Source organism: Burkholderia sp. SR8 (assembly GCF_052851275.1).
In genome coordinates, this window is sequence record NZ_JAULUC010000026.1 from 21,153 (window position 1) to 36,361 (window position 15,209).

Here is a 15,209-nt window from a genome sequence, read left to right on the forward strand (position 1 = left end):
CGCGCTACACCTCCAGAGCGATGTAATGGTGCACGATGCTGCGGATCAACGCCGCGTCTTCCGGGCCGACCTTTGCATAGATCGTCGGGCCTGCGGCCGATTCGGGATCGCCGGTTCGCAGCGTCAGTTCGGCCCAGTCGAGCAGACGTCGCGTCGAGAACGCGCTCGCCAGATCCTCGCGGACGAACGCGACGCGGCAGTCGGCGGCGATTGCCGCGAACGTGTCGGCCATCGCAGCCGACATGCGCGGGCCGAAGGTGCGTTGCAGTACCTGCGCCTCGTCGTGCGGCGGCAGATAGTCGAGGTGGTACACGCGCCAGCGGTCGAGGAACGCCTCGTTCATCAGGTTCGCGCCCTGGTAAAGGTGGCGGAACTGGCCCATCGCGCCGACGGCGTTTGCGGTCGCGAACAGCCGGAACGACGAGTGCGGCACGACGATCTCGTTACCTTTCTCCTTGAGCAGCAGCCGTCCGGCCGGTTCGAGCACGGCGGTCAGCACCGCGAGGATCGCTGGTTCCGCGAAGTCGATCTCGTCGACGATCAGCCACAGTCCTGCGCGCATGGCGGTCGGCAATACGCCGTCGACCCAGATCGTCTCGCCGCCCTTGACGGTCCAGAAGCCGACGAAATCGCCGACCGTGGTCTGGCCGTTCATGTTCGAGCGCAGCACGCCGTGGTCCGTGCGCGCGGCGGCCTGTTCGATCAGGCTCGTCTTGCCGGTGCCCGTGTGACCGATCAGTAGGATGCGGCGGTTCTCGACGATGTCTTCCAGCACGTTGGCCGCGCGTGCGGTGAACAGGTATGCGGGGTTGTGCGGCGGCACGAGCGGGCCGCCGGCGCCGCGCGGCATCGGCACGCCGCCCACAGGCACGGCGTCGGCCGCGTCGCCCCGGGCGGCCGGCTGGGGCGCGAGTGCACGCCGCAGGTCCTGCATGAACCTTTCACGGCGCGCGGGCGACGGGCGATTTCCGGCTGCGTCGTCGCGCCGCGCGAAACCCTCCTGATGCCACTTGCGCAGCTTCGCATCGAGGTTGTCCGCATCGACGACCGTATCGACGGATGTGCTGCCGTCCGGTCGGTGGTGCTGGATCCGGTACATGTGCGCGCGCTCGGAGCGGCTGACGATCCATTGTCCGGCGGACGGATCCGCCAGTTGCCGATAGACGCCGAGGACCGACGGAGCCGAAGATGCGTTGTCAGTGGGTGCGTTCATGGTCAAAAAACGAAATGGGCCGTCGGGATCGACGACGGGAAGTCGGATGCTCGACGTGACCGGGGCATCGACGCGGCCGGAACTGCCACGGCGGTTGGCATGCGCGCGGCGCTCGGGCTCCGGCTCATCATCTGTACTTTATCGCATCGTGCGGGTGCGCAGTGCGGGGCGCGAAGATGATCGGTGATGCGCGGCGACGGCCGAGAAGCGCAGATTGAAATGGCTCCTGGCGGTTGAATGATCGGAGCGCGGAACGCGCGGGGAAGAACGGGGCGGATGCCGCCGAGGCAGGGCCGGTGTCCTCGTTCATCACCGGCATCTTCTTGCCGGTCGATGGCGGTAGGCAGGCGGTTTGACAAAATCCCCGCCATGAGGGAGGCCTTCAAAGGCGGGACCGAAAGAAAGATTCACAAGACTGGCGGGCGCCTCGGCACGTCAGAACTTGTGACGCATGCCCAGCTGAACAAATGTCTGGCGATTCGTCGCTGACGCCGTCAGCGCGTTGAGCGTCGCGCGCGTGGCGTGTCCGGTGGAATCGGTCCCGCTTGCGAGTTGCATGCTGCTGATCACATAGACGTCCGTGCGCTTCGAAAGGTAATAATCGAGCGACAAAGACACGGTGTTGTAGCTCGACGAACCTATCGTGCCCACGCCCGAGCCGTGCGTATAACTATAGACGAGCTCGCTCGCTAGGGCAGAAGTCCAGAAGTACGTGAGATTGAACTCGCCCGTATTGAATCTCGCCGTTCCCGTTAGCCGGAGAGGATTCGAACCGGACGAAGTATCGCCGAGGTTCTTGAACTGCACGTTGCTATAGACGAACCCGACGGTCGCCGGCCCGATCGTATAGCGTCCGGCCGCAGCGATGGCCTGATACGTGCGCGCAGATGCATAGCCGCTATAGACAGGGCTTGCGGTCATGTTGTTCAGATTCGTGCCCGATACGTTTGTCGGCGTGGCGGTGAAGAACGACTGGTTCGGATTGCGCACGTTCATGTACGCGACGCCCGCCGAGAAGTTGCCATAGTCGTAACCGATACCGGTGGACCATATCCGGTTGCGCGAAAAATCGCCCGCCTGTCCACCGAATCCATAGACGCCACCGAACGTGAATCCGCCCAGACTCGGGCTCATGTATTTGATCGAGTTGTTGACGCGCTTGCTGTTGTTCAGATTGTCGAGATCGCCCGGATGCGCGGTGGTGCCGCCGCCGTAATTCGAAGAATTTATGCGCGTTTCGACGAATGTGACGAGTGAATCGTATTGACGTCCGAGCGTGAGCGTACCGTACGCGTTGCTGGAGAGGCCGAGCCACGCTTGCCGTCCGAACTGCGCGCCGCCCTGCAGTGATCTCCCGTTGCCGACATCGAAGCCGTTCTCGAGCTGGAAGATGGCCGCGAGACCGCCGCCCAAGTCCTCATTGCCCTTGAAGCCCCAGCGCGAGCCCTGCATGATGCCGCTCGATCCTCCGATCAAGCGGCCGCCGCCACTGTTACTCTGATAGTTCACACCGTAGTCGATGAGACCGTACAACGTGACGGACGCGGCATGAGCTTGCCCGATATTACATGCAGCGAGAAACGCAGCGAAGGAGAGCGATTTTCTGTTCATTTGCATAACGAATGATGAGTGATTTTCGGTATTCGCAAGCTCAAACGGAATGCAGTGTCGGTTCCGTCACGTAACCTTACCGAGCCATATTCACTCGTGTATTCGCAATTTATCAATGCGGGTTTGCAGGAACCGCAAGGCTCGTGCAGCGTTCATGCGCCCATGTAGAAAGCGCGCTGCCCGATGGACAGCGCGCTTTCTACGATCAAGTTCGATGATGCTTCAGACGGCCTTGCCTTCGCTCGATTCCCAATTGCGCATCAGCGTATTGGTCGGCAACGTTTCATCGATCATCTTCTTGGCTGTCTGAATGCCGGCGACGGGTAGACCGGTTGGATTCAGCACGCCGATCTGCACGAGCACGGAAGCCTGATCCCAGTAGATGTGCTCGTTGTAGAGCTTGTCGCCGCGAAAGCAGACAACCGCGAGCATCGGCACTTCGAAGTACTTGCCCGTAGGTTCGAGTCCCGGCAAGAGCCAGTCGATCTCGCGATCATGCGTGGCGCAGAACACGAATTCATCGACGATGCGGTCCGCGCCGATCGTGCGCGAGACCGGAATGAGCTTCGTGTCCTCGGGATTCGCATTCACGAAGTGATGCTTGTAGAACCGCTTCAACTGATCGTGACCGACGCCGCCGGTCATCGTCGGGACGTGGTTGACGTAGGGCTCAGCGACCATCGTCGGCATGATCGCATCGACGTCTCGCGTGGCGAACTCGTAATAGCAGTGGCGTTCCCACAGCGCGTTCAGATCGTGAATCGGACCGAGCACGTTGCGCAGCAGCGCGACCGTGCGCGAGTACGCCATGGTCGCGGCAGGCTTGTCGTAATGGGGCCGCTCGGGCGTGGCGAACGCATGATCGCAGTCCGGATACACGTGGGCCGCGATGCGCGGATTGGCTGCAAACGCTTCCTGCAGACGCTCGCGTGTTTCCGGCGGGCAGAATGCGTCGTTGCCCGCGAAGTGAAAAAGCATCGGATAGCGAATATTCGGTATCTCGTCGATATACGCATCGAGTCCGACGCCGTAATAGCTCGTCGCGCAATCTAACTCCAGACGTGCGGCCGCAAGCATCGCGAGCTTGCCGCCGAGGCAATAGCCGATCGCGCCGACCTTGCCCGCCTGCATCGGCAATGCGCGCAATGCGGCGATGGTCGAGCCGATATCTGCGATGGCGAGATCGATGTCGAGCCGCTCGTTATAGCCTAGTGCCTCGTTGAAATCCGCTTCGCCGTAGCCGAGTTCGACGCCCGGCTTCATCCGCCAGAAAAGGTCGGGAACGAGCACGACGTACCCCTCTTCAGCGAAGCGGTCGGCCATGGTGCGCATATAGCCGTTGATGCCGAAAATCTCCTGCAGCAGCACGAGGCCCGGCCCCGAGCCCTGCGCAGGCACGGCCTGATACGCGCGAAAGCGCTGGCCATCATGACTGTCGATGTCGATGTAGGAACCCAATGTCGTCTCCGTCGATGAACGCGGCTAAAAAGTCGAATGAAGCTGGGCCTGTGTCGCGGCGCGGTCCGTGGCGAGACCCGCAGCAAGCTCCTGCGCCATGGAGCCGATAGGGATTTCGCTGGCGTTGCCCGATAGCGCGTCGAGCGCGGCATCGGCGACTTCGGCAGGGGAGAGTTTGGGGCCAGCGAAATCGCGGCTCATGTCCGTATCGATCGCGCCGGGAAGCGCCGCGATGACGCGCACGCGATGAGGCGCGAGTTCGGCGCGCAGCGATTCGCTCAGGCGCAGCGCCGCTGCCTTCGATGCGCACAGCGAGCCCATTGCGGGAAGCGCCGTCCGCGCGAGGATCGAGAGCACGTTGATGATCGCGCCTTCGTTTGTCTTCAGGGCAGACGCAAACGAGCGGGCCATGCGAAGTATGCCGAAGTAATTGACTTCGAGTTCGGCGCGTGCATGGCCGATTGCATCGTCGGCGAAGAACCCCGCTTGCCGATTGACGCCCGCGTTGTTGATGAGCAGAGTCGTATCCGCGGCGAGGCTCGCGGCGCGCGCGACGCTGGCGTCGTCAGTCACATCGAGTGCGATGGGAATAACGCGGGTATCGTGAATCGCAGTATCGCCCGTACGCGACGCGGCGTACACCTTGCCCGCGCCGCGTGCGAGCAGGCGCGCAACGAATTGCGCGCCGAGTCCGCGATTGGCGCCCGATACGAAAGCGACGGTCGTGTGATCGATCATGGACATTGTCATTTCGATAAGCTCAGGCTAGCGAGAAGTCCGCAGGCAAGGTCACTTCCAGCAGTTCGAGGTCGGCGCTGCAGTTGCCGAACGCGTAGCGGAGCTGGCCAGGAATCGCGATGCTGTCGTCTGCTTCCAGATGCCATTGCCGATCGTTTGCGCTCACGTCCACGCTACCCGCGAGCACGAAGAAGAAGCAGAACTCAGTGTCGTGCATGCGCGCGACTTGCTGGCCGGCGCTCGCCGGACGCACCACACGCACGCCTGCAAGACCCTTCGTCGCGTGGCCGATGCCCGTATCGGTCGCGATGAAGCCTGGCGATTTCCACGGCGTCCACGTCGCCTGCTTCGCGACATGGCGCACGAAGCTTTGACCGTTGAAATCGTGATCTGCATCGTAAAGCGTGTTCGGCAGGCGCATGTCGTGATCGGCCATCGTGATGTGCTCGGCGGGGCTGCCGAGTTCGATCACTTCGGCGCCCGCTGAGCTTTCCAGCACGCGATGACGAATCTCCGGCGGCTGCAACACGCAATCGCCCGCTTCCAGCAGAAAGGGCTCGCCCTGTCCTTCGTATGCAAGACGCACCCAGCCTTTGCGGCAGAAGATGGCCTGAAAGCGGATCTTGTGAAAGTGCACATAATCGGGCACCGGGCCGCCATCGAGAATACGGATATGCGATGCAATGAACGCACCGCCATGACGCTCGGGCAGCAGATCGCGATAACGCATGCCCGCGCGGCCAATGCTCCAGTGCGCGGCATCGCCCGCATGGGAAAGCACGAGTTGCTGGCGCGTCTCCGGCAGATGCATCGGCGGATTGGCGTGCACGAGCCGCACGGTCACGCCGTTGGGCGCGACGAGTTCGCGCGTTTCGCCGGGCGTTTGAGAGGGATCGTCGCAGAGCACCTGCAGCGTTTGCAGGCCGTCTTTTACGTCGAGGCCGAGGCGTATTTTGAAGGTGCCGCGCGAAAGGATCGCGGTGCGCGGACCGTCGGCGGGGAAGATCGCGTCGAGACGAAAGCCGAGGCGCGCGATGAAGAACTGCATCGTCGCGGGAAGGTCCGTGCAGCTCATCGGAACGATGAAGCCTTGCACGCCTTCGATCGCGGCGTCAGCGAGAATGGATGCGGATACGGTCGGGTTCATAAGGAGTCACTTGAATGATAAGGTTGGACAGCGGCGCGTGATACACGGCGCCAGCCGGCGGACCTGTCAGCACACAAGCGATTCCGATTCGTCGCGGTGAACGCGAACGGACCATCGTGGTCTTCATGCCGGAAGGCATTGGGCGAGCCGGTCGATACCGTCGCGCGTCGTGCAGACGCCGGGCGAGAAGCGCAGCGTGCGGCCTCGTGAATCGACGAACACGCCTGCTTCCTTCAGTTGCACGACGAGCTTTGCGGCGTCGAGATGCGCGGGCGCTTCGGCCATGATGCTGCCACCGCGCTCGTCGTCGTTGCGCGGAGAGAGCAGGCGATAGCCTTTGTCGTCGACCATCGCGATGAGTTCATGCGCGAGCGACAGATTGTGCGCACGAACGCTTCCCGCAGGCTGCGCGCGCAGCCACGTCATGCCGGGCTGCGATGCGACGAAGGGCAGCACGGAGGGCGTTCCCGTATGGAACCGGCGCGCGTCGCTTGCGTACGAAAACGAATCGATGTCCCAGTTGAACGGGTCTTCTTGACTGAACCATCCGCGCACGGCCGGGCTTGCGTTCCCTTGCAACGCTTTCGGCGCGATATAGCCGAGGCCGGTGCCCGGCGCGCCGCATAGCCATTTCAGCGTCGAACCGCATACGAAGTCGAAGGGCGTATCGTTCAGATCGAGCGGCAGGATGCCGATGCCTTGCGTCACGTCGAGCGCAACGAGACTGCCACGGCGTCGTGCGTGCTCGCATATCGCAGTGAGATTCATACGCTTCGACGTCAGCGACGATACCCACGTGACCAAACCCAGCGCGACGTCGTCGGTCCATGCTTCAATGAAGTCTTCGTCGCGCACGTAGGTTTCGCCCTCGCGTACGCGCACCGTGCGTAGGTCGAAGCCGCGTCGCTGCGCGAGACCCGACAGCAGGAAGTGCAGGCTCGGGAAACAATCGGCGGCGACGAGCACGGTGCGATTCTTCAGCGTCGCATCGGCGAGGCCGTCGAGATAGCGCGCGAAGGCATCGGTGACGTTCTGCGCGCCGAACACGTCGGCATCATTGGCGCCGATGAGCGAGGCCCAGTCGCCGAGCAGGCGGGCGCGCGCGGCGAGGGCGGCGTCCCAGCGCGTATCGTCGGCGGCGCACCATGTGTCGGCGAAAGAAGCGAGAGCATCGCGCATGGCCTCACGATGGCCCGGATAGACGCCGACCGAGTGATACATGAGCCAGCCGCTGAAGTCGCCGGTCTGATTGCGAGGATCCTGATTCATGGTCATCGTTTAAATATGCTTCACGAGTTTGAAGTGATAGACCGCTATGCAAGCAAGGCTCAACACGGCGCACGCCATCAGATAGAACGCCGGGGAGAGGGGATTGTGCGTCGCGCCGATCATCGCGGTGACGAGCCAGGGCGTGAAGCCGCCGAAAAGCATCACGCCGATGTTGTAGCTGAAGCCGAGGCCGGTGCTGCGAACCGAAGTGGGGAACAGCGATGAGAGCACAGCGGCAAGCGGGCCGAAGTAGATCGCTTTCAGTGCGCCGGCGATCACCATGATCGCCATGAGCACGGCAAACGACGGACTCGACAGCAGCCACGCGAAGCACGGATAGATCGTCACGAACGTCACGATCGCGGAGACCACCATCATCCGGCTGCGGCCATAACGATCCGCGAGATGGCCCATCAGCGGCGTGAACAGCATGAGGATGGTCCCGGTGACGACCGTCGCCGCGAAGCCCGTCGATGCCGGCAAGTGCAGTTGCTTCACCGCATACGTCGGCATATAGAGGATCATCAGATAGCTTGCCGCCGTCGACACAGCCATGATGCCCGCCGCCAGAAAGATGCGACCCTTGTGATGCGCGAGCAGGTCGCGAATGGGCGCGGCGTTCTGCGTGTGTTGCGTCGAAGCGGGCAGCGTGTCGTCGATATGCTTGCGGATATAAAGCCCCACGGGCGCGACGAGCAGACCGAAAACGAACGGCGTGCGCCATCCCCACGATTCGATCTGATCCGGCGAAAGCATCGTGCTCAATGCAAGCCCGGCGAATGACGCAAGCACGGTGCTCATGCCCTGACTCGAGAACTGCCAGCTCGCGAGAAACGCCTTGCGCTTGCTCTTCTGCTCGATCATCAACGCGGTGCCGCTGCCGAACTCGCCGCCCGTCGAAAACGAGATCAGAATGCGCGCGGTCATCAGGCCGATGGGCGCGGCAACGCCGATTGCCGCATACGTCGGGATCAATGCGCAGATGAGCGTGCCGACCGTGGTGAGGGCGAGCGAGACCAGCAACGCGGCCTTGCGCCCGCGCCGGTCGCCATAACGTCCGAGAACCAGCGCGCCCAGCGGGCGAAAGACATACGAGAGGCCGAAGGTGCCGAAGGTCATCAATAGCGACACGGTCTCGTCGTGCGCGGGAAAAAAGAGCTTTGAAAGCGTGACCGCGAAAAAGCCATATGCGGCAAAATCGAACCATTCCAGCGCATTGCCGATACTCGTCGCCACGATGAGCCGGCGCAACGGCTTGGCGCTTTGCGGCCGCGAGCGATCTTCGATCACAGTGGAATTCATGGTGTGCGTTCCGAAGTTTCGTTGTGGAGTTAGCGCGTGACAGGGACGTCGGACTCGCCGAGGTCCCAGAACACGCCCGTCATCAATTGCAGCGCTTCTCGGATTACGGGTGCGAGCACGTGTTCGTCCGGCGCATGCTGACGGCAGCCGGGGTACGAGTGCGGAATCCAGATGGTCGCGAGATTCAGCGTATCGGCGAAGCATTCGTTGGGAATGGTGCCGCCGAGGTTAGGCAGAAGCGTCACGGGCTTGCCCGTCGACGCCTCAATGGATCGCTCGGTGAATGCGACCCACGGATCGGTCGGATCGAGGCGCGTCGCGGCGCCCGATGCTTCGATCGACACTTCGATGCCGTCGAAACCTTCGCGCGCCAAATGTTGCTCGATGAGTTCTTTAGCGCGCAGCCATTCGGTGCCGACGACGAAGCGCAACTGGCATGCCGCTTCAGCCGAACGCGGAATCGCGCTGACGGGGTTCGTCACATTGCCCGCGTTCATCGCAAGCACTTCGAGCGTGTTCCATGCAAACACGCGCTCGGCGGGCGTGAGTCCGGGTTCACCCCAGTTCGATGACAACGCCGGATCGCCTTCGTCCGCGCCCACTTCGAGTTGTGCGACGCGTGCGCGCACTTGCGGCGGAATCGGCGGCGGCAAGAGCCCGTTGATGCGGATGCGGCCGTTGCCATCGACGAGACTTGCGAGCGCGTTGGCAAGGACCGTCGCGGGATTTGCGAGCACGCCGCCCCAGTTGCCCGAGTGACGCGCGCCGGCGGGGTTGTTCACGCGCAAGCGAAAATGCAGTGCGCCGCGCGAGCCGAGGAAGATCGTCGGCGATGAAGCGCGCTGGCGCGGACCATCGGATGCGATCAAAAGATCAGCCGAGAGCCGATCGCGCATGTTTTCGCACATTGCATTGAGGCCGGGCGAGCCGACTTCCTCGCCCATTTCGAAAATGATCTTCGCGTTGAAGCCGAGTTCGCCGCGCTCGGCAAAGACAGCCGCGAGCGCGGCGAGATTGATCGAGTGTTGGGCCTTGTTATCCGCGATGCCGCGTCCATACCAGCGATCGCCTTCCGCACGCACCTGCCATGGCGAACGATCGTTCGTCCAATTCGATGCATCGCCACCGATCACGTCACCGTGTCCATAGAGCAGCACGGTCGGCCGGTCGGGCGTCTCGACGCGTTCGCCGACGAGAAACGGGGGCATGCCCGCCACGGGATTATCGATGATCTCGCAAGTGAAGCCGAGCTTCACGAGCGAATCTTCGATTTCTTCAGTGAGGTAACGGCGCAGAAGCGGCGCTGCGTCGGCGCGCTGGCTTTCTGTTGCGAGCGCCACGCGGTGGCTCAGCGTAGCAAGGAAATCGCCGCTGTCGAAGTGTGAACGGGCGAGGGCAAGAGCGCGTTGTCGGGACATGTCGTGTGGTGTTTGGGTCAGCCGGGATTCAGGTTAGCCCTGTCGAAGTATTTTTGTATTCGCAATCAAACAAGGTACATTTGCGTTTTAGTCAAACGTCTGGCTTTACCGGTACTCTGCCATGCGCAAGCTGCTCGAACCGTCTCTTTACTATTTTTCGGTGGTGGCGCAGGCCGGGTCACTGAGTTCGGCAACAGACAAGCTCGGCCTGACCGTATCGGCTTTGAGCCGTCATATCGCCAAACTGGAGGGCGATCTCGGCGTGCCGTTATTTGAGCGTCATGCGCGCGGCATGGTGTTATCGCATGCGGGAAGGCTTTTGCTGCGCCATGCGCAGCGGACGTTAGCCGATGCGGAAGCGGTATTCGAAGAGATTCGGGGCGAGGAGCGGCGGCGTGCACAAACGTTGACCATTGCCTGCACCGAAGGCTTCGCGTTCGATTTCTTGCCGGTGTCGCTAGCTGCGTTCTGCGCGAAACATGCGGATGTTGCGATTCAATTAGAAGTGGTGCAATCAGATCGCGCGAGCCAGATGCTGTTGTCGGGCGAGGCGTCGATTGCGCTCGCGTTCAGCTTCAAACCGGAAGCCGGTGTCGTCGTGGAGTTCACGCAGCTCGCGCCGGTTATGGCGCTGATGCATCGCGCGCATCCACTCGCGCGGCGCTCGAAGATCGCTCTCAGGAATCTGACTGCCTTTCCCGTACTGCTGCAGGACAAGGGGACAACCAATCGTCAGTTGTTCGACATCGCGTGCGATGTCGAAGGCATCGAGATACTGCCGATGATGACGAGTCGCTACGTGGCGGCGCTATACCGCTTCGCGCAGGCGATCCCGGATGCAATCATGCCGTCGGGATATGTGTCCGTTGCCAAGCGACTCGCCGGCGACGAATTGACCGCTATTCCATTCGACAATCCCTTACTCACGCAGCGACGGTTGCAGGTAATGTCGCTTGCCGGAAGACAACTCGCTCCGCTTGCCGAAGAATGTCTGCGTTGGATCATTGCCGATTTGGAGCGGACTTCCTCGGAACTGCAGGGCCGCTGAGCTACACGTCGCTTCACGCACACGTGTCGCGCGGCGAGGCGCTGGACGATGCAGTGACCAACCCATTTAACGAGCGGATCCAACTTGACATAATTAACACACTCTCGTCGGATCGCATGCCAGCGTCGTGGCGGCTTGTCGAGAGCGCCCCGAACGTAACCGAGCCCGTGAGGGCAACTTTGGGGTGCATTTTGGCGGGAAGCTGTTCGGCGTCCCTTTGCCTTCAGGGCATTGCGGCCGGTGTCGGATTGCCGCTGAGCCCAATATGGGTAGGATTGTGGGTAGGAGGCTATCTGCAACTGCGGGAGTCTTACCTGGCGGGTCTGTGCGAGCAGTGGTTGGAGTCGGCTGCCTTCCGCCAGTCAAGGCTTCCCGGGCATTCCGCTATCTTCCGCTGACGTCCTGTAGTGCGCCGGGTTTGACGCGATCCATGGCTATCGGCATTGCGACGTGCGTCCGCTCAGTCTGGGTCGGCTTTCAGCCCGCCTTCGATCCAGCGCGCTTCCGACGCGCGAAGATGCGCGCGCATGGCCGTCTGCGCCGCAATCGGGTCGCCGGCCTGCAGTGCGAGCAGCACGTCCTCGTGCTCGCACACGGCGGCGGTCCAGGTCTGGGGATTTTCCGCGTGACCGCGCATGGCGGTCGCGATCGGATCGTGGCGGCTGTCGAACAGCTCGCCGACGAAGCGGGTGAGCACCGAATTGCCGGCGGCTTCCGCGATCAGCATGTGGAATTGCCGGTCGGCTTCGACGGGTGATTTGCCTGCGTCCGCGAGCCGCTTCATGCGCTGAACCGTGCGACGCAGGCGCTCGAGCATCGCGGCCGTCATTCGCGCGGCGGCCAGCGCGGCGACGCAGCCTTCGATGGCCGCGCGGGCCTGCATCAACTCCGACGGACTGTCGCCGAGCGTGGCCATCGTGCCGACTTCGTCGGCGGCCGCGTCGCGGACATAGACACCGGAGCCCATCCGGATTTCGATCTGCCCGCCGATTTCCAATGCGATCAATGCCTCGCGCAGCGACGGACGCGATACGCCGAGCGTCAGTGCCAGCTCGCGCTCCGGTGGCAACCGCTCGCCGATCGCGAATTCGCCCTGACGAATCAACGCGACGATCTGGGCCGCGACGGATTGGTAAAGCCGCTTGGGTTCTGTCGATTTCATCCGAGGAATTGAGGTCAGTGCGCTTTCGCCGCAAGCGCGTGTCGCGGAGTCTATCACGCCCATCGCATCGCCCTTTGTGGCGGCGGGTCCATCCCGATGTCCGGGTTTTCACCATTGGTAAGATAGGATGTGAATATATAAATTGGCTTGACCAAATTCGGCTTGATTGGTGTAATTCATCGAAATTGGACTGACCGCATGAAGCCGAGGTCGATCCGCCCCAAGGAGACGGAATGGCAATGCCCCGCACTCTGCCTGGTCACGCCCCGCAGCACGAAGCGGACGGGGAGATCCTGCGCCTCGAAGGGATCCGCAAGCGCTTCCCGGGCGTCCTGGCGCTGGACGGTATTCGACTCGACCTGCGCTGTGGCGAAGTGCATGCGGTGTGTGGCGAAAACGGCGCGGGGAAATCCACGCTGATGAAGATCATCAGCGGCCAGTACCTGCCGGACGAGGGCGTCGTTCACTATCGCGGCGCGCCGGTTAGATTCGGTTCGGCCTCCGAAGCGCAGGCGGCGGGCATCTCGATCATTCATCAGGAGCTCAATCTCGTCCCGCACCTGAGCGTGGCGGAGAACCTGTTTCTCGCGCGCGAGCCGCGGCGCGGGCCGTTCGTCGATACGAAACGCATGAACGCGGATGCGGCGCGCTGCATTGCGCGAATCGGCCTGAACGTCGCACCGACCACGAAGGTTGGCGTGCTGTCCATCGCGCAGCAGCAAATGGTCGAGATCGCGAAGGCGCTGTCGCACGATGCGCGCGTGCTGATCATGGACGAGCCCACGTCGTCGCTGACGGAAGCGGAAACGGTGCAGCTCTTTCGCATCATCGAGGAACTGCGTGCCGACGGCGTCGCGATTCTGTATATCTCGCACCGGCTCGACGAAATGGCGCAGATCGTCGATCGCGTGACCGTGCTGCGCGACGGACGTCATATCTCGACGGACGTTTTCGCCGACGTCAGCATCGACGACATCGTCGCGCGCATGGTCGGACGCACGCTCGACGACGCATATCCGTCACGCCAATCGGTGCCGACGGACGAAGTGCTGCTCGACGTTCGTGACCTGCGGCGGGACGGCGTGTTCGGGCCGGTGTCGTTCGCGTTGCGGCGCGGCGAGATCCTCGGCTTTGCGGGATTGATGGGCGCCGGGCGCACCGAGATCGCACGCGCGATCTTCGGCGCGGATCGTCCGGACGGCGGCACGATCGCGCTGCACGGCCAGCCCGTGACGATCCGCTCACCGCGCGAGGCGATCCGGCACGGCATCGCGTACCTGTCGGAGGACCGCAAGAAGGAGGGGCTCGCGCTGCCGATGCCGGTCGCGGCGAACCTCACGCTGGCGAACGTGCGCGGCATCGCATCACGATTCGGATTCCTTCGCTTCGACGACGAGCTCGACGTGGCGCGCCGCTACGTGCAGGACCTCGCGATTCGCACGCCGTCCGTGCACCAGCGCGTGCGCAACCTGTCCGGCGGCAATCAGCAGAAGGTCGTCATCGGCAAATGGCTCTATCGCGGCTCGAAGATCCTGTTCTTCGACGAACCGACGCGCGGGATCGACGTCGGCGCGAAATTCGCGATCTACGGGCTGATGGACAGGCTCGCCGCCGACGGCGTCGGCGTGGTGCTGATCAGTTCGGAATTGCCGGAACTGCTTGGCATGACCGACCGGATCGCCGTATTTCACGAAGGTCGATTGACCGCGGTTGTCGACACGAAACACACCAGTCAGGAGGAGATCATGCACTACGCGTCGGGGCGTTCCCATGCTTGAAATGACATCCGATCGAAGCCAGGCAGATGAACGGGCGGCGCGACAGCGGCGGCGCGACCTGATCCAGAAGTTCGCGGCGCTGGGCAGTCTCGTCGTGCTGATATTCGCGTTCTCGATATCGAGCGCGGCGTTCTTTTCGGTCGACAACCTGATGACCGTCGGCCTGCAGGTGACGTCCATTGCCTATCTGGGCGTGGCCGAGACCTGCGTGATCATCACGGGCGGCATCGACCTGTCGGTCGGCTCGGTGCTCGCGCTGGCCGGCGTCTGTGCCGCGCTGCTGGCCAAGACGGGCGTGCCGGTGCCCGCGGCCATGCTGGCCGGCATCCTGGTCGGCGCGTTGTGCGGGTTCGTCAACGGCATCTGCGTGACACGCATGGGCTTGCCGCCGTTCATCGCGACGCTTGGCATGATGCTCGTCGCGCGAGGCCTCGCGCTCCAGATCACGGGCGCCCGGCCGGTATCGGATCTCGGCGACGCGTTTGGCGCGCTCGGCAACGGCGCGTTGCTGCGGATCTCGCACATCGGTGCGGACGGGTTCCCCGACACGACGTTTCCCGGCATTCCGTATCCGGTCGTGATCATGGTCGTGCTGTTCGTCGTGGTGTCCATACTGCTGTCGAGAACGTCGCTCGGCCGCCACATCTACGCAGTCGGATCGAACGCGGAGGCGGCCCGGCTGTCGGGCGTGAACGTGCAGGACGTGAAGCTGTTCACCTACGTGCTGTCCGGCGCGCTCGCGGGCGTGACCGGCTGCGTGCTGATGTCGAGGCTTGTCACCGGGCAGCCGAACGAAGGCGTGATGTACGAGCTCGACGCCATCGCGAGTTCGGTCATCGGCGGCACGTCGCTGATGGGCGGCGTCGGCACGATTTCGGGCACGGTGATCGGCGCGTTCGTGATCGGCGTGCTGCGCAACGGCCTGAACATGAACGGCGTGTCGAGTTTCATCCAGCAGATCATCATCGGCATCGTGATCCTGGGCACGGTCTGGATCGACCAGTTGCGCAATCGCCGGACCTGACCGGCAGCAAGCAGTCCCTACCAACGAGAAGCGGAGCGAGA

The 15,209-nt window shown here is 62.9% G+C and carries 12 protein-coding genes; 3 read left to right on the forward strand and 9 right to left on the reverse strand.

From position 1 onward, the window contains the following. Positions 1–4: 4 nt before the first annotated feature. From Q3A80_RS26250 to Q3A80_RS26285, 8 genes are all read right to left on the reverse strand, one after another. On the reverse strand, positions 5–1,213 hold the full coding sequence (locus tag Q3A80_RS26250; RefSeq protein WP_446331729.1) for an AAA family ATPase: 1,209 nt from the start codon (positions 1,211–1,213) through the stop codon (positions 5–7). 435 nt (positions 1,214–1,648) lie between these two features. After that, entirely contained in the window at positions 1,649–2,830 is a 1,182-nt protein-coding gene (locus Q3A80_RS26255; protein WP_446331730.1) for a porin, read from the reverse strand. A gap of 216 nt (positions 2,831–3,046) precedes the next feature. Next, positions 3,047–4,282 carry a dienelactone hydrolase family protein gene (locus Q3A80_RS26260; protein WP_446331731.1) on the reverse strand — a complete coding sequence of 412 codons (1,236 nt, stop codon included), beginning with the start codon at positions 4,280–4,282 and terminating at the stop codon, positions 3,047–3,049. A 24-nt stretch (positions 4,283–4,306) separates the two neighbouring features. Then, positions 4,307–5,026, reverse strand: a complete 720-nt coding sequence (locus Q3A80_RS26265; protein ID WP_446331732.1) for an SDR family NAD(P)-dependent oxidoreductase — start codon at positions 5,024–5,026, stop codon at positions 4,307–4,309. Positions 5,027–5,042: 16 nt separating this feature from the next. Beyond that, positions 5,043–6,095, reverse strand: a complete 1,053-nt coding sequence (locus Q3A80_RS26270) for a cupin domain-containing protein (RefSeq protein ID WP_446331792.1) — start codon at positions 6,093–6,095, stop codon at positions 5,043–5,045. Positions 6,096–6,290: 195 nt separating this feature from the next. After that, positions 6,291–7,436 (reverse strand): aminotransferase class V-fold PLP-dependent enzyme, encoded by a 1,146-nt coding sequence (locus tag Q3A80_RS26275; protein ID WP_446331733.1) that lies wholly within the window; start codon positions 7,434–7,436, stop codon positions 6,291–6,293. A 9-nt stretch (positions 7,437–7,445) separates the two neighbouring features. Further along, the gene (locus Q3A80_RS26280; protein WP_446331734.1) at positions 7,446–8,738 is read right to left on the reverse strand and encodes an MFS transporter; all 1,293 of its coding nucleotides are present in this window, start codon (positions 8,736–8,738) and stop codon (positions 7,446–7,448) included. A gap of 29 nt (positions 8,739–8,767) precedes the next feature. Continuing rightward, a complete protein-coding gene (locus Q3A80_RS26285) occupies positions 8,768–10,156 on the reverse strand; it encodes a M20 family metallopeptidase (protein ID WP_446331735.1) in 1,389 nt (462 codons plus the stop codon). Between the two features lie 121 nt (positions 10,157–10,277). On the opposite strand from Q3A80_RS26285, the gene Q3A80_RS26290 reads away from it, so the two are divergent. Continuing rightward, on the forward strand, positions 10,278–11,204 hold the full coding sequence (locus tag Q3A80_RS26290; protein ID WP_446331736.1) for a LysR family transcriptional regulator: 927 nt from the start codon (positions 10,278–10,280) through the stop codon (positions 11,202–11,204). Positions 11,205–11,664: 460 nt separating this feature from the next. Here the strand turns inward: Q3A80_RS26290 and Q3A80_RS26295 are convergent, their stop codons facing one another. Continuing rightward, positions 11,665–12,366 (reverse strand): FadR/GntR family transcriptional regulator, encoded by a 702-nt coding sequence (locus Q3A80_RS26295; RefSeq protein ID WP_446331737.1) that lies wholly within the window; start codon positions 12,364–12,366, stop codon positions 11,665–11,667. Positions 12,367–12,599: 233 nt separating this feature from the next. Here Q3A80_RS26295 and Q3A80_RS26300 point away from each other — a divergent pair, with 233 nt between their 5' ends. Then, on the forward strand, positions 12,600–14,144 hold the full coding sequence (locus tag Q3A80_RS26300) for a sugar ABC transporter ATP-binding protein (protein WP_446331738.1): 1,545 nt from the start codon (positions 12,600–12,602) through the stop codon (positions 14,142–14,144). Beyond that, positions 14,137–15,168 carry an ABC transporter permease gene (locus Q3A80_RS26305; RefSeq protein WP_446331739.1) on the forward strand — a complete coding sequence of 344 codons (1,032 nt, stop codon included), beginning with the start codon at positions 14,137–14,139 and terminating at the stop codon, positions 15,166–15,168. The genes Q3A80_RS26300 and Q3A80_RS26305 overlap by 8 nt, the downstream gene beginning before the upstream one ends. The last annotated feature ends 41 nt before the right edge of the window (positions 15,169–15,209 follow it).

Bases quoted from the DNA above. Each gene is read 5' to 3' on its own strand.
- Q3A80_RS26265 (WP_446331732.1), bottom strand. From the start codon at position 5,026: ATGTCCATGATCGATCACACGACCGTCGCTTTCGTATCGGGCGCCAAT.
- Q3A80_RS26290 (WP_446331736.1), top strand. From the start codon at position 10,278: ATGCGCAAGCTGCTCGAACCGTCTCTTTACTATTTTTCGGTGGTGGCG.
- Q3A80_RS26285 (WP_446331735.1), bottom strand. From the start codon at position 10,156: ATGTCCCGACAACGCGCTCTTGCCCTCGCCCGTTCACACTTCGACAGC.
- Q3A80_RS26270 (WP_446331792.1), bottom strand. From the start codon at position 6,095: ATGAGCTGCACGGACCTTCCCGCGACGATGCAGTTCTTCATCGCGCGC.
- Q3A80_RS26305 (WP_446331739.1), top strand. From the start codon at position 14,137: ATGCTTGAAATGACATCCGATCGAAGCCAGGCAGATGAACGGGCGGCG.
- Q3A80_RS26280 (WP_446331734.1), bottom strand. From the start codon at position 8,738: ATGAATTCCACTGTGATCGAAGATCGCTCGCGGCCGCAAAGCGCCAAG.
- Q3A80_RS26295 (WP_446331737.1), bottom strand. From the start codon at position 12,366: ATGAAATCGACAGAACCCAAGCGGCTTTACCAATCCGTCGCGGCCCAG.
- Q3A80_RS26255 (WP_446331730.1), bottom strand. From the start codon at position 2,830: ATGCAAATGAACAGAAAATCGCTCTCCTTCGCTGCGTTTCTCGCTGCA.
- Q3A80_RS26275 (WP_446331733.1), bottom strand. From the start codon at position 7,436: ATGAATCAGGATCCTCGCAATCAGACCGGCGACTTCAGCGGCTGGCTC.
- Q3A80_RS26250 (WP_446331729.1), bottom strand. From the start codon at position 1,213: ATGAACGCACCCACTGACAACGCATCTTCGGCTCCGTCGGTCCTCGGC.
- Q3A80_RS26300 (WP_446331738.1), top strand. From the start codon at position 12,600: ATGGCAATGCCCCGCACTCTGCCTGGTCACGCCCCGCAGCACGAAGCG.